Source organism: Rickettsia amblyommatis (assembly GCF_002078335.1).
Taxonomy (GTDB): Bacteria; Pseudomonadota; Alphaproteobacteria; order Rickettsiales; family Rickettsiaceae; genus Rickettsia; species Rickettsia rickettsii.
In genome coordinates this window covers 284,824-299,780 of sequence record NZ_CP015012.1, presented here as the reverse complement: position 1 = coordinate 299,780, position 14,957 = coordinate 284,824, and the positions used below count along the sequence as shown (strand labels likewise).

The window sequence follows — 14,957 nt, the reverse complement described above, 5'->3', positions numbered from 1 at the left end:
CCACACCACAAAACCAAAAAAAAATATGAGGATGAATGAATATTTTTAATAATAATTTACACGAAACGGATAAAGAGATTAATGAAATAATAAAGCATGAAAAGCTACGTCAAAGTAGCGTAATCGAGCTTATTGCATCAGAAAATTTCGTAAGTCCTGCTGTGCTTGAAGCGCAAGGGGCGCTTCTGACTAACAAATATGCCGAAGGATACCCAAGTAAGCGATTCTATAACGGTTGCGAGGAAGTAGATAAAGCTGAAAATTTAGCTATAGAACGAGTAAAAAAACTCTTTAACTGCAAATATGCAAATGTCCAACCTCATTCAGGATCACAAGCAAATCAGGCTGTATATCTTGCTTTATTACAGCCGGGTGATACGGTTCTTGGTATGTCCTTAGATAGCGGCGGGCATCTAACGCACGGTGCAGTTCCTAATATGTCTGGTAAATGGTTTAACGCCGTTTCTTATAGCGTAAATAAAGAGACTTATTTAATCGATTATGATGAGATTGAACGCTTAGCGGATTTGCATAAACCAAAATTACTTATAGCCGGTTTTTCTGCTTATCCTCGTAATATTGATTTTGCAAAATTTAGAGAAATCGTGGATAAAGTAGGAGCTTACTTTATGGCAGATATTGCTCATATTGCAGGACTTGTTGCCACAGGTGAGCATCAAAGCCCTATTCCTTACGCTCACGCTGTTACCTCTACTACTCATAAAACACTTAGAGGTCCAAGAGGCGGTTTAATTTTATCTAACGATGAAGAGATAGGTCAAAAAATAAATTCTGCATTATTTCCAGGACTACAAGGTGGTCCGTTAATGCATATAATTGCCGCAAAAGCCGTAGCTTTTTTAGAAAATTTGCAGCCTGAATATAAAAGTTATATTCAGCAGGTAATAAGTAACGCTAAAGCTTTAGCAAGTAGCTTGCAAGAAAGAGGATATGATATATTAACAGGTGGTACCGATAATCATATTGTTTTAGTGGATTTGCGTAAAGACGGAATCACGGGTAAGCTTGCCGCAAATTCTTTGGATAGAGCAGGGATTACGTGTAATAAGAATGCTATCCCGTTTGATGAAACTTCGCCTTTCATCACTTCAGGTATTCGCCTTGGTACTCCCGCATGTACTACTAGAGGCTTTAAAGAGAAGGATTTTGTATTAGTTGGTCATATGGTAGCAGATATTTTAGACAGCTTAAAAAATAATGAAGATAATAGCGATCTTGAGCAGAAAGTATTAAATGAAGTGACAAAGTTAATTAAATTATTTCCGTTTTATGGCTAATTTAAATAAACAACCTGATTGGATAAAAGTAAAAGCTCCTAATTCTACAGAGTACTATAATACAAAAGATTTAATAAAGAATCTGAGATTAAATACTGTGTGCGAGGAAGCTGCTTGTCCTAATATTGGTGAGTGCTGGTCAAAAAAACATACAACTGTGATGATTTTAGGTTCGGTTTGTACTAGAGCCTGTAGGTTTTGTAACGTTAAAACGGGTAGACCGGATTTACTTGATCCGCATGAACCGCAAAGGTTAGCGGAGGCGGTACAAAAGCTAAATCTTAAGCATGTAGTAATTACTTCAGTCGATCGTGATGATCTTAAGGACGGCGGAGCTTCACATTTTGCGGAGTGTGTTAGCGAAATCCGAAAATCATCGCCAAATACTACTATTGAGATTCTAACACCTGATTTTTTAAGAAAAGAAGGAGCAGCTGAAATAATAGCAAACGCAAAACCTGACGTTTTTAACCATAATGTCGAAACAGTACCGTCTTTATACAAAACGATTAGGCCGGGGGCTAGATATTATAATTCTTTAAGCTTACTTCATAATATCAAAAAATTATCTCCTGAAATTTTTACAAAATCCGGTATGATGGTAGGGCTTGGGGAAGAAATAAATGAAGTAATACAGGTTATGGATGATTTAAGAGAAGCAAAGGTTGATTTCCTAACTATCGGGCAGTATCTGCAGCCTACCAAAAATCATGCTGAGGTCGCAAAATATGTTACGCCGGAAGAGTTTAAATATCTAGAGCGAGTAGCAAAAACAAAAGGATTTTTGATGGTGTCGGCAAGCCCGCTAACCCGTTCTTCATACCATGCCGATGAGGATTTTCAAAAATTAAAAGAGCATTACCAACAAAAACTGGTGTCTTAAAATATCATGCTTATTGCCTATGTGGTCAGTTTTCATAGCTATTATCTTTGTTTACTAAAGTAAATAATCCTCATATTTATTGGGCAACTTGTAAAACCTTATGTAATTAATGAGGAGCTTGGAGCCGCTTACAAAGCCATGGCTCAAGATACAAAAGCTGAGGAGAAGGCCAATGAGTGGGTAGAAGGGTTAATAGAACGCGATTTTTATGAAAAGAGGTGAGGTATGGTGGTCGACTTTAATCCTTTGTTAAGTGGGGAAGTCACTGAGGTAAGACCGGCAATAATTACTCAAATGCTTCATTAAATCGTGTGCAAGTAATACCTTTAAACTAGTAACATCGATAAATGCTATCCTTGTGAAGCCTACGTAATGATAGGTCGCCAAAAAGGTAAAGCCATGACTGATCAAATAATGACAGTAAGCAAATTAAGATTAAAATCTAAAATTAACGTTATCTCTAATGAAGATATACAGCTTTTAAAATATGCTCTTAAGTTGCAGCTAAGTCTATAACGACTATTCATTCAATATTTGGTACAATGATAAACATAGAAATTGTAAGAAACTACAACAAATGGCATGAGCATAAGCAGATAAATAAGAGTTTAATCAAAAAAATAACTCAAAATATTTTATTGCGATTTGATAATTTTAGTAAAATAAAACAATTTGAATTATCAATTTTACTAACAAATGTTGCAGAAATATTGACCTTAAACAAACAATTTCGTAATGTAGAAAAAGCTACTAACGTTCTTTCTTTTCCAAGCAACGAATTAAATTGGCAGGATTTATATTCTAAACTTGAATTTTTAGGTGACTCTGATTATATGCATTTAGGTGATATAGCATTTTGTTATGAGGTAATATATAATGAATCGTACGAGCAGCAAAAAACTTTTGAGAATCATTTTATTCATCTTTTAATACATAGTATTTTACACTTAATTGGGTTTGATCATCAAAATGACACAGAAGCAAATATTATGGAAAATCTAGAAATTGAAATATTATCATATTTCGGTATTTTTTCCCCTTATTAACTAAATAAAAAAATTTATGTTAAAATCTTCAAACAAAGAAGATTCTAGTAAAAAAAATCAAAATAATAAGTTAATTTTTACTGTACGAAAATTATTCTCTCCGATAAAAAATTTTTTTAGAAAAACAAAAACACCCGATAATTTTTTTGGTGTCATAAAACGCCTTAAAATTAATAGCCAAAAAATGACTTTAGATGAGCGTAATATTTTAGCTAATTTATTGGAGCTAGAAGATAAAACTATTGAAGATATAATGGTACCGCGTTCCGATATTGCAGCAATAAAATTAACTACGAATCTAGAAGAATTAAGTGAGTCTATTAAGTTAGAAGTCCCACATACACGAACTCTTATATATGACGGTACTTTGGATAATGTAGTAGGGTTCATTCATATCAAGGATTTATTTAAAGCATTGGCTACAAAGCAAAATGGTCGTTTAAAAAAGCTTATACGTAAGCATATAATTGCAGCTCCTTCTATGAAATTATTAGATTTGCTAGCAAAAATGCGTCGTGAGAGAACACATATTGCAATAGTTGTTGATGAGTATGGCGGTACTGACGGTTTAGTTACTATTGAAGATCTTATAGAAGAAATAGTAGGACGAATAGATGATGAGCATGATCAGCAATTAGATAGCGATAATTTTAAGGTTATTAATAACTCAACAATTATTTCAAATGCACGTGTTGAAGTAGAAGTGCTTGAAGAAATAATAGGAGAAAAGCTACAAAATGATGATGACGAGTTTGATACGATAGGTGGATTAGTATTGACTAGAGTCAGTAGTGTTCCGGCTATCGGTACTAGAATAGATATTTCAGAAAATATTGAAATTGAAGTTACGGACGCAACTCCTCGTTCTTTAAAACAAGTCAAAATTAGACTAAAAAACGGTTTGCATGGTAAATGAATACGCATTTAGAGTCGGTGTGTCCTCTAAATTCATTAAAAATATTTTATTATTATATTTCAGCTTGTGTTTCATTTCCTATCAATTCCATCGGACTTTCTTGCTAAGTGGCTTTTGTATAATGCTCATATGCTAGAATTGCTCCCATTGTTGCTACTACATCGGCACCACATGTGAGAATAAAAGTCGGAGATTTAAGTAAATCACCTGCTATCACATAAATTCCAACAGCACATGCTCCTACTACCAAGGGGTTGTATCATCACTTCTAAATAACTCGACTATTTTGTTAAGCATAAAAATAAACCTAATTGTCAATGATAATTACCATGAAACATGGAAAATATCATTTTATGACATTATTTTCATTTGACTTAGCAGAGAAATTTGAGTTAAATATCGAAGCTCTATACATAAAAAATTATCATTATGAATGAATTACATATTAAACTACAAAATTACAGTATCCTGAAGAAATTGTTACAAAAACAAAAATGCTTGAATTTTTAAATGAATATGAAAACCCTTTTAGCTGAGATTTACAAATAGGACATTTCACTGCTTCGGCTTTTTTACTTAATAATGATAAAACTAAATTTTTATTGATGCACCATAAAAAGCTTGATAAGTGGCTTCAACCAGGCAGTCATTGTGATGGAGATAGTAATATATTAAATGTAGCGGTTAAAGAAGCTATAGAAGAATCCGGAATTAATGAAATCAAAACGATAAATAAGGAGATTTTTGATATAGATACCCATTATATTCCGCAAACTCATAAGGAGCCTGCTCATTATCACTATGATGTACGATTTTTACTAAAAACAGTAAATAATGATAATTTTTTAAAAAATAACGAATCGAATGAACTTAAATGATTTAACTTTTCTGACTCTTCAAAATTAGATATTGAGCTAGAACGTTCCGTTACTAGAATAATAGAAAAGTTTATGACAATAACCATCCTGCTTGTTAAATATATTGCCCTATAATGGCGTTTTTTAAATAAAATGTAAATCAAATGCCATCATCTAGAATTTTTCATTCCGTAGTAAGAACAAGGAAGATAATACTCCACAAAACCTAGAAATTACGCATCCAGATTCAATTAATGAGAACAGACATACGAACTCTCTAGCAGGCGAAGTTGTTACTATTAAACTTAAGGGTCAGTCTCATAATTTTATAAAGAGTGAAAAAGTTACCCTAACTTCATTTAAACCGCCTTCTTCTCAAAGTAAAGACGAATTTGATCCTATCTTAAAAGATGTTGAAAATATCTTAAAGGATTTTGAGATTTTCTTAGATAATATAGAGACTAAAGCTTTAGGAAAGATTGATTCATAGTAACATCGATAATTTTATGCTGTGTAAGGTTCCTAGCTAAAAAGTGCATTGCCCGCGTGGATCAAAAAACGCGTTCGGTGTCATACCGTGGTTTGACCACGGTATCTTGTGTCACAGACTGTATCTTAGATCCTGTGATCAAGTCGCGGGATGACAATAATTTATTTTATGCTATTTTTTGATATTCAAAATATATTTTTCTTACTGCATAAATCCACGCTAAGCATACAAAAGTAAATACCACCATTAGAATTGGTGAGATTGAGGTAAAAGTAGCGGTTGGCACTAAAGTAAAAATAATAGATTGCACAAGACCGCTAGAGGATTTGCCGACTTTTGCACTTATCACGTCAACCGCAGCTTTGCCTTTGGTTTTAAGCTCCTTATCAAGAGGGATATATAACATTTCTTTTGAAGTGTCCCATATAGAATATTTAGTACCTTTAGCTAAAATATTTTGAATACCACCGATCGAAACGGCAAGAGCAAGAGGTGACATTAAAATTGCTCCATCAAATAATGATAAAATTTGTTGGTCAAATACGATAAGTACAAAGAAAAAAATGCCGGTCACCATTATTATAACCGGTGAAATAACTGCTGCTACAAACCAGTTGTGCATACGCATAACGTTATTACCGATGATGGTCATAACCATTATTGCCACACCTGTCCAAAGTATATACAGACTGTTAAATTCAGCATAGGTATTTACAGTCGGATATAATTCCTTAATTTTTGCTTTCCATACGGCTTCGACTAAGTTAATAGCAAATCCGAAAGCTGCCGAACAAATTAAAAGTAGCCATAAATATTTTGATTTCGCAATATATTTAAAGCTTTTAATTAGCCCCATACGTTCTGAAGTTGATCTACCGATTTTTGCTTTAGCATAAAATAACGGATTAGTAAAAACGTTCTTGCTAATAAATCTAACTAACAAACAACAAATAATAGCAACAATTGCCACAATTGTCGTGGATACTTGAACTAAAGTGATTTTACTATCCGAAATACTCATAAACTTCTTAATAATAGTATCTTCCGATGATAGATTCATCATTAAAAAGCCGACTAATATTAAAGCAGAGTTGCCGAATAGCGAAAAGAGAGTATAAAATCTTTTTGCTTCTTCGGTAGTAGTAAGTTCATTAGCACACTGCCAAAATAATAATACGTAAAAAATATTAGGCCAAAGCTCGGCAAGACTATAATATACTATATAACCCCAATTACCTACTAATGAGATATACCACTTAAAATGAGGATAACGTTCCATCCAGTCAGCTAGATTATCGGGATGTACATGAAAAATATGAATATTAGGATAGATTACAAAAGTGAATAAAACAAAAAAGCTGATAAAAAATGCACTTAAATAATAAAAGATCTTTTCAAAAGTAAGATCATTAATCATTTTAGCATAAATAATCACGAATAAAGCAGCGGCAGGCGTAACACAATAAACTTTAGCAAAACCTGCTATTTCTGCACTAATCTCGGAGATTAAAATACTATCTTTTAAGATTCGTAAAACATTTTGATTAAATAAAATGCAAAACATTAAGGTACTCATCGGAATAAACTTTCCGAGTTCGTAATTATGTACAGGCCAAAATGCCGCTCTGAATTTGTTTTTAAACGATTGTGATGAGGTACTTAGCATTATAAATCCCTAAGGACAAAAAAAAAAACTTAAGCACTTCAAGATTTTATGAAAAGATATTTCCCCTAAAACTTTAGAGCCTATATATTGTTATTACATTCTGAAGGTGCTGAGTTTATATAATATATTTAGCCTTTTGTCAAGAATTACTAATATAAGATTAAATACTCTCAATGCTAGATAGTAATAAACTACAGGAATATTTTGACCTTTATAATAATTATACAAAGACACATAATTTAGGTAATAAATGTTTAAAATCAGGTAAAATAGTAATGCAAACAGGGCATGATAGGGTGTTGTATTACTCGGCGTCATCCCGTGGTTTGTCCACTGGTTCCAGTAAAAATAAATTAAAAATGGATTCTCGCTTTCGTGAGAATGACAAAGGGGAAGTCGGGAATGACATGGAAAGAAATCAGGATGACATCAAAACTTTCCTAATTATCCCCTCTCTCTTCAACTCACCGGAAATATTTTTTTTAGCTCGTGATAAAAGTTTTATTGAAAATTTGAGAAGCTACGGTGAAGTTGATTTAATAGATTGGCTAGAGATTGAGGAACCTAAATATTTACTAGACGACTATGTGCATAAAATAATCGAAGTAATAGATAATTTGAAAATTAAAGACATGAATTTAATAGGTCATTGTATCGGCGGTAACCTTGCGATAGCTACAAACGTACTTATGCCTAAATTTATCAAAACTCTGACTTTACTGATCTGCCCGTGGGATTTTTCTCATTTTTTCTATATAAGAATGTTGCATCGATATTTAAAACTAGATAGTGGCATAGAAAATTTACCGATAATTCCTAAAATTCATATTCAAATTTTATTTTTTCTTTTATTCCCTGATTATGTCAATGCTAAATTAAAAAAATTTTCTCTATAACTTCCGATAAGGAGCAAGAATTAGCATTTAGAATAGAGAATTGGCTTATGTCAGGTAATAGTATATCTAAGGAGGTTTATAATTAAATTATACAAAATATATTAGATGAAAATATGTTATAAATCTTAAATGGAAAATCGATAATTTTATTATTGATCCGAGTTTAATTCATGGTCCTGTATATATAGTAGCAGCAGAAGATGATCAAATAGTACCTAAATCTTCCATTTTACCTTTGCAAAAATTATTAAAAAACTCTAAGCTTATAGATGTAGCAGGCGGACATATTAGTTATTTAATAAATGATAAACTAGATAAATTATTTAAGGAGTACACATTATGACAAAACCGGTTTATATAACTTATGCGAAAAGGACTGCTTTCGGCTCGTTTATGGGTAGCCTTAGTACAACAGCTGCACCTATGCTTGCTGCTCATTTAATAAAGGATATACTGCAAAACAGCAAAATCGATCCAGCTTTAGTAGGTGAGGTAATCCTTGGACAGGTAATAACCGGCGGTAGCGGGCAGAATCCGGCGAGGCAAACTCTGATTTATGCGGGAATACCGAAAGAAGTGCCGGGCTATACGATTAATAAAGTATGCGGCTCAGGTCTTAAAAGCGTAGCACTTGCAGCAAATTCAATTATGACGGGTGATAGTGAAATAGTTATAGCAGGTGGGCAGGAGAATATGTCGCTCGGTATGCACGGTAGCTATATCAGAGCAGGAGCTAAATTTGGTGATATTAAAATGGTTGATCTAATGCAGTATGACGGATTAACCGATGTATTTTCAGGAGTATTTATGGGTATTACTGCCGAAAATATCTCGAAACAGTTTAATATTAGCAGACAACAGCAGGACGAGTTTGCCTTAAGCTCTCACAAGAAAGCAGCTAAAGCACAGTTAGCAGGAGTTTTTAAAGATGAAATCTTACCTATCGAAGTAACGATTAAAAAAACTACTAGTTTGTTTGATCATGATGAAACAGTAAGACCTGATACCAGCCTTAAAATTTTGAGTAAATTACGTCCTGCTTTTGATAAAAACGGTGTAGTTACGGTGGGTAATGCTTCCTCTATTAATGACGGTGCGGCATGTCTTATGGTAGTTTCCGAAGAAGCTTTGAAAAAGCATAATTTAACGCCGCTAGCTCGTATTGTTTCTTATGCTTCAGCCGGTGTTGATCCAAATATTATGGGTACTGCCCCTGTGCCTGCATCCAAAAAAGCTTTAAGTAAAGCAGGTTGGAGCGTTAATGATTTGGAAGTTATCGAGGTTAATGAGGCATTTGCCGCTCAAAGTATTTATGTAAACCGTGAAATGAAATGGGATATGGAGAAGGTTAATATTAACGGTGGAGCAATAGCAATCGGTCATCCGATCGGGGCAAGCGGCGGACGTGTACTTATTACTCTGATACACGGCTTATTAAGAGCTAAAGCTAAAAAAGGCTTAGTTACTCTATGTATCGGTGGTGGTATGGGTATGGCTATGTGCGTTGAAGCGGTTTAAATGTGCATTTGACTATATAGGCATTAATTGCTTTATTTGCTAAAGGAGAAAGTTGTATTCATCTGAATTAACTATAGTTCATTGTAATATATATCTGATCTAATATCTCTACAACCTAATAATGCATCATTACAATGTGTTATTGTATTTATAAACTCATGAAAGGTAGAAAAATTAGAGCATGCCTCCGGTTCATAACTCGCCCAATAATTTTCTGCTTCTTCTATATTATTACAAACACGCTTTAGCTTTTGACCAAAAAATTTAGGAATATTCCCTAAATTTTTTGCCCAACTACATACCATAAAATAGTTAGGATTAAAATCAGTAGAGTCTATAAGAGGAGTTAGTTTAAAATGCTTCATAAATTAGAAAAGTTATTTATGAGTTTATGAGAGGCTAACGCTTCATTAGGTACATAATTCTCATCATCAAATTGATGAAATATTTTTAATCTTTTTAGGCATCATATAGGTATCTCTTTTGCAAGTTCCATATAACGAGAAGATGGAAATTGGGTATTATAAAAGGTATAAGTTTGATTGCTTTTACGCCATTCCTGGTCATTATTTATTATTTGTGCATCTTCAATTGGATATGCATCATTCCCATCAATTAAACAAGACAATATATAACTTAAGGTAGCTAATTGCATGCTTGGTGACCAGTTTATAGGATTCCAAGAAGACCAAATGCTAGACACTATATATTTAATAATTTCCTTATTATTTTGCATTTATTATATCCTATTTGGGTTAAGGAAATATACTAAATGAATTTATAAAAAATACTAAAATTTTATTAAAACCATTAATAATTTGGCGATAATTGTGTTAATTATACACATCTTTATATGCTATAAATAGTAACATTAAAAAGTTGTTTACTTCTTCTAGTTTCATACTTAGGATATTTCTATTTTAAGTGTAAACTTCTTTTTATGTACAATCAATCTGATGAACAAATCAAATCTATCCTCGATGTATGGAAGATTATTGCAGTACTAACTCCTAATAAAAACGAAAATTTAAATAGATATTTTGAAATTATTAGAGAACATACCGATAAAAAAGGCAGTTTTAGTTGCAAGCTGGATAAGAAAGAAACGCTTTTTTTCTTAAAAGATGCTCCGTTTGCAAAACTGGATAAAACAAAACTCGGTATTGATCTTGAGAAAAACGAAGTAGCAGTTCATTGGCATATTGATCTCGGTTATTTAAAATGGTCGGAAGCTGAACTTGATATTTTAAAGAAAATCCAAAATATAACTAAATTAGATCAAGAGTTCTTAAATGATTATAATAACCATCAAGATAAGCAAGAGCAACCGACAAACACCTATTGCTGGTTTAACTATAGATGAAAACGGTAAATATATTGAAGGATCGATGGTTATCTCTACTGCTGCTTATGCTCTTGGTAGAATCATGAGAGGTGAGTTCCAAGAAAAAGAGTTAAAAGATTTACCAAATTTTGTAGATAATAATAACAGCCTAATAGAGGCAGTATTTTCAGAAAGCGAGAGAATATATTTTGAAGATAAAAAGCAAGATTCTTGAGTTAAAACTCTAGAGTGAAAAATGATTAATCTTATGATTGATCTTGTAGTGTAGAAGTTAGAAATTGACAAAAAATATTTATTTAGCCGCTCTGAAATATATGTAAAAAGAGTTACCTCGCATAAAAAGAAAAAAGATAAACCGGTAATTTATAATTTTGCCGCTCCTTCTTTAGAAATGTTTAAGAGTTTTTTTCTAAGACCATTAGATTTTGTACGAAGTAATATAGAAAAATTTGACTCGGAATCAGCAATTGCTAAATATCTCGGTAAAGAAGATAAGCCGGATTCCATAGATGTTTTAAAGCATCAAGAAAGTCTACAAGAACTGTTATCTCCATTTATGATGCAACCGGCGCGTTGGTGTTCATCGCCGAGTCACTCTCTTGTGGCACTGCAAGCTGCTGCGATTAATTTGGTATTACCCTCTTTTTCAGGAAAGCTTTTTGCTGTTAATGGTCCGCCTGGTACAGGTACTATACTTTTTGCTCTTATAGCAAATATCTATGTAGATCGTGCTTCATATTTAGCAACCTTAGAAGATCCTAAGGACGGGTTTCAAAATAAAAAATCTTCCTTACATACACCAAATTTTGATTATCATGTTAATTCTTTAAAACCGGAATTACAAACTTACGGTATGGTTGTTGCATCATCTAATAACAATGCCGTTGAAAATATATCTAAAGAAATATCGTTATATAGTAAAATAGATAAGCTATATCATAAAGATTTAAGTTATTTTAAACAACTTTTATTGGAAGAGGAAAAAGAGAAAGATTGGGGTATATTTGCTGCGGTGCTCGGTAATCATGGAAATAAAAAGAGATTTTCAAATAAGTTTTGGAAATATAAAGATGAAGAAGAAAACGATGATAAGAATGATGAAAAACATACAATGCTGCAATATCTTAATCTGCTAGTTAATAATAAATGTAAAGATAAAGTCCCTGCACATTTTAAACCTGAATATTGTAATTCTATAGATGAAATTAATAATGAATGGAAAGAAGCGTGTGCTGATTTTAACAATTTATACAGTGAAATTCATGAAGTTTATGAAAATATTGCATCAGTTATTGAACTTAATAAAAAGAAAAGAGAGTTAATTAAGGAAGAGGATTTAGGAGCGATATATGCAGAAAAAAAAGAAGAGCCAAATGAGTTAGAATTAGAGCTTGATTATAAAAGCTCTAAAATACTTGAAATTGATTGTAAAATAAAATTATTAAATTTGGTTTTTTTTGAAAAAATTCATGCATTTTTTAAAACCGCAAAATACAATTCTTGCTAAAACGGGATTTAATTAAGCTAAAAAATAAATCTTCAGAAGAAATTGACCGGATAAAAACTGATATTAAGAATATTAAAGCTGAAATTAAGAAAATTGAAGCTTCTGTAGACGAAATAAAACAGCTTAACGACGATATAAGCTTGGCTATCGTAAGTTTAAAAGATAAATATTTCAATATTATAAGGATTTTGAAGAAGATTTATTTTGGAAAAATTGGCAAGAAAATTTTGAAGATTTAAATAAAGTCACTCCTTACTTTGATAAAGAGTTTGAAAAATTAAGATCAAAATTATTCATAAATGCTGTAAGATTACATGAGATATTTATAAATGCTAATGCTGATAATTTTTGGCATAACCTGCAATATTTCTTTGATATGGCAGTACATTCATCGGGTGACTCTAAGATAAACAAAATTTCTTTATGGTCATACCTGTTGTGTCTACAACTTTTCACTCATTCGATAAAATGTTGGCAACATCCGAACATAATGAAATTCCTTGGTTATTTATTGATGAAGCAGGGCATATACCGCCACAATACGCAGCTAGTGCTATTTACAAATCCAAAAAAGTCGTAGTAGTCGGTGATCCGCTGCAAACAGATCCTATTTCTATATTAAAGCAAGATTTAATGAACAAATTATGTGAACATTTTAAGGTTTCATATCCTGAGTGGTCACCTTCGGAAGTTTCATTGCAAAACCTAGCTGACCGTAATTCTTTATATCAAATAAAAATAGATGATGTTACGGTTGGTTTCCCTTTATTAGTGCATAGAAGATGCCAAAATCCTATGTTTAAAATATGTAACAAAATGATTTTTGCTACCTCTGACTGTAACTCTGATATTAGAACGATTTTAGGTACTTCAAAATGGATAGATATAAAAGATAATAAGGTTCAACGTTATAAATATGACTCGGAAGCCAAATTTCAAAAATTACTAGAGTTACTAAAACAAGTATTAAAAGAGAAAAATGGGGATGATTTGCTCAAACAAATTTACATTATTACCATGTATAAAGATGACAGCGAATCTATTCGTAGAAAATTGAATGAAATATATGACGATTCAAGATATGAGAAAACAATGCAAGCATTTAGATATAAAAATATCGGCACTATTCATGCATTTCAAGGCAAAGAAAACGATATGGTAATAATACTACTAGGAGTTCAGCATCCTCTTGATAAAGGTGCAAGAAATATAATGACGAAAAAGCCAAACGTCTTAAACGTCGGTATTAGCAGAGCTAAAAATAACCTTTATATTATCGGTAGCCTTGTTGAGATTTGGCTGAAACATAAATATATGCCGGAAATCTATAATATGCTTGGTGATAAAGATTATACTTAGATAGCACTACAAGAATTGGCTAACTGTCTAGACTGGCGGGGGTACGTTATGCGAACCCTTAACCAGTTTAGATTAGCTTTGATTCAGGCTACGCTTAGGCCTTTTTATGCATTAGTACCAGCGCCAAATATTTAGTTTAAATATATTTTGCTACATCATACCCCATGCTCATTAGCCCGGCTAAAATAAGCTCCTTATCATTATTATTAATTGCTTCGTAGATTAAATTAGGGCTTAGTAATGTAGTGGCAACTTGTAGCAATTCTGGATTATTGAAAAGCGGTTTGTAATAAATTATTTCCTTTGCTATAAATGTAATTACACTAGTGGATTCATTTATTTCTTGAAGTATTATTGTCTCAATTTTCTTTCTTAAATCTATAACTGTGCCTTTAGTAATTTTGCCGTCTAAAAGTTTTCCCATCCAGTTTGTTATTTGCTCTATACTAACATTGTTTTCTAAAGTTTGTACTTTACTTGATATTTCGTTTATTTGTGTTTGTATCACTGCACTATCTTTAATGTTAGCAGTTTCTAATTTCGTAATTATTTTTTTACTGTTTCGTTGAATATATTTAACTTTTTTTGAGTTTGTTTTTCTGCCATTTCATTAACTTCATCTGCTAAATCTACAACTATCCCTTCTGTAATTTCGTGTCCTATAAGTTCTGTTATACTTTGAGTTATATTTATTATGTCATTTTTATCTATTAGCTTCTGAACCTTATTAAGTATTCTATATAAGCTATTCTCTATTATGAGCTTGTTTGCTTCATCAATATTAGTACTATTTTGTAAGTTAAAAATTATCTTGCCTATTATTTGGTAAATATTTGCTTCCTCTGCAATAATAAGTTTTTCGTCCTCGTTCTTACATATATTTGTTTTATTGAATTGATTATTTAGCTCATTTACTCTTAAAGTTAATAAGTCATATATATTTTTAAAATTATTTTTTATAACTAAATTTAATACTGTTTCACCTTTATTATTAACATGATGAATAGCTTGAATAGTCGTTCTAGGTATTATACTCACACACCCTTTCTAAACCGTTTCATACAGCTAAAGTTAAGGCAGTATCACCTCCATTAGTTATATGATTAATAGCTTGATCCGGCATTCTTGAAATTAGCCACATACATACCTCGCCTCAGCCTTTCCATGCAGCACAAG

15 protein-coding genes and 3 pseudogenes are annotated in these 14,957 nt (G+C 32.1%); 12 read left to right on the top strand and 6 right to left on the bottom strand.

The genetic code is table 11. The features are described from left to right. Positions 1-35: 35 nt before the first annotated feature. The 5 genes from glyA (at position 36) to tlyC (ending at position 4,143) form a co-directional block, all read left to right on the top strand. Positions 36-1,298, top strand: coding sequence for a serine hydroxymethyltransferase (glyA, locus tag A3305_RS01655; protein ID WP_014392745.1), 1,263 nt, complete (start codon positions 36-38; stop codon positions 1,296-1,298). After that, a complete protein-coding gene (gene lipA / locus A3305_RS01650) occupies positions 1,291-2,181 on the top strand; it encodes a lipoyl synthase (protein ID WP_014392744.1) in 891 nt (296 codons plus the stop codon). The genes glyA and lipA overlap by 8 nt, the downstream gene beginning before the upstream one ends. A 372-nt stretch (positions 2,182-2,553) precedes the next feature. Next, the gene (locus tag A3305_RS01645; protein ID WP_014392742.1) at positions 2,554-2,697 is read left to right on the top strand and encodes a type II toxin-antitoxin system PemK/MazF family toxin; all 144 of its coding nucleotides are present in this window, start codon (positions 2,554-2,556) and stop codon (positions 2,695-2,697) included. A gap of 26 nt (positions 2,698-2,723) precedes the next feature. Next, on the top strand, positions 2,724-3,227 hold the full coding sequence (gene ybeY, locus A3305_RS01640; RefSeq protein WP_014392741.1) for an rRNA maturation RNase YbeY: 504 nt from the start codon (positions 2,724-2,726) through the stop codon (positions 3,225-3,227). A gap of 16 nt (positions 3,228-3,243) precedes the next feature. Continuing rightward, entirely contained in the window at positions 3,244-4,143 is a 900-nt protein-coding gene (gene tlyC / locus A3305_RS01635) for a hemolysin C (protein WP_014392740.1), read from the top strand. Between the two features lie 103 nt (positions 4,144-4,246). On the opposite strand, the gene A3305_RS09315 is transcribed toward tlyC, so the two are convergent. Then, positions 4,247-4,393 carry a hypothetical protein gene (locus A3305_RS09315; protein ID WP_167884966.1) on the bottom strand — a complete coding sequence of 49 codons (147 nt, stop codon included), beginning with the start codon at positions 4,391-4,393 and terminating at the stop codon, positions 4,247-4,249. A 355-nt stretch (positions 4,394-4,748) separates the two neighbouring features. On the opposite strand from A3305_RS09315, the pseudogene A3305_RS01630 reads away from it, so the two are divergent. Beyond that, a pseudogene (locus A3305_RS01630) lies at positions 4,749-5,119 on the top strand (NUDIX hydrolase). A gap of 537 nt (positions 5,120-5,656) precedes the next feature. Here the strand turns inward: A3305_RS01630 and tlc5 are convergent. Then, the gene (tlc5, locus tag A3305_RS01615) at positions 5,657-7,156 is read right to left on the bottom strand and encodes a GTP/GDP exchange transporter Tlc5 (protein ID WP_014392737.1); all 1,500 of its coding nucleotides are present in this window, start codon (positions 7,154-7,156) and stop codon (positions 5,657-5,659) included. A 173-nt stretch (positions 7,157-7,329) separates the two neighbouring features. Here tlc5 and A3305_RS08760 point away from each other — a divergent pair. Both A3305_RS08760 and A3305_RS01600 read left to right on the top strand, forming a co-directional pair. Beyond that, a pseudogene (locus A3305_RS08760) lies at positions 7,330-8,395 on the top strand (alpha/beta hydrolase family protein). After that, on the top strand, positions 8,392-9,570 hold the full coding sequence (locus A3305_RS01600) for an acetyl-CoA C-acetyltransferase (protein ID WP_014392736.1): 1,179 nt from the start codon (positions 8,392-8,394) through the stop codon (positions 9,568-9,570). The pseudogene A3305_RS08760 and the gene A3305_RS01600 overlap by 4 nt, the downstream one beginning before the upstream one ends. Before the next feature lie 71 nt (positions 9,571-9,641). Here A3305_RS01600 and A3305_RS01595 read toward each other — a convergent pair whose 3' ends face one another. Beyond that, positions 9,642-9,935: a hypothetical protein gene (locus tag A3305_RS01595; protein WP_226983951.1), complete on the bottom strand. Its 294-nt coding sequence runs from the start codon at positions 9,933-9,935 to the stop codon at positions 9,642-9,644. Between the two features lie 101 nt (positions 9,936-10,036). Next, the gene (locus tag A3305_RS09985; protein ID WP_226983949.1) at positions 10,037-10,306 is read right to left on the bottom strand and encodes a hypothetical protein; all 270 of its coding nucleotides are present in this window, start codon (positions 10,304-10,306) and stop codon (positions 10,037-10,039) included. Positions 10,307-10,711: 405 nt separating this feature from the next. Between A3305_RS09985 and A3305_RS11425 the strand changes: the two genes are divergently transcribed. From A3305_RS11425 to A3305_RS08745, 4 genes and pseudogenes are all read left to right on the top strand, one after another. Next, positions 10,712-10,933 (top strand): hypothetical protein, encoded by a 222-nt coding sequence (locus A3305_RS11425; RefSeq protein WP_144010776.1) that lies wholly within the window; start codon positions 10,712-10,714, stop codon positions 10,931-10,933. 25 nt (positions 10,934-10,958) lie between these two features. Next, on the top strand, positions 10,959-11,129 hold the full coding sequence (locus A3305_RS09310; RefSeq protein WP_014392734.1) for a hypothetical protein: 171 nt from the start codon (positions 10,959-10,961) through the stop codon (positions 11,127-11,129). A gap of 1,233 nt (positions 11,130-12,362) precedes the next feature. Then, positions 12,363-12,651: pseudogene (locus tag A3305_RS01575) on the top strand (hypothetical protein); the annotation flags it as partial. A gap of 239 nt (positions 12,652-12,890) precedes the next feature. Continuing rightward, entirely contained in the window at positions 12,891-13,781 is an 891-nt protein-coding gene (locus A3305_RS08745) for a DEAD/DEAH box helicase (protein WP_014392731.1), read from the top strand. Positions 13,782-13,917: 136 nt separating this feature from the next. On the opposite strand, the gene A3305_RS09970 is transcribed toward A3305_RS08745, so the two are convergent. Beyond that, positions 13,918-14,289, bottom strand: coding sequence for a hypothetical protein (locus A3305_RS09970; protein ID WP_014392730.1), 372 nt, complete (start codon positions 14,287-14,289; stop codon positions 13,918-13,920). Between the two features lie 38 nt (positions 14,290-14,327). Continuing rightward, complete coding sequence (locus A3305_RS09305; protein ID WP_014392729.1) at positions 14,328-14,819, bottom strand: hypothetical protein; 492 nt, start codon at positions 14,817-14,819, stop codon at positions 14,328-14,330. Between the last annotated feature and the right edge of the window lie 138 nt (positions 14,820-14,957).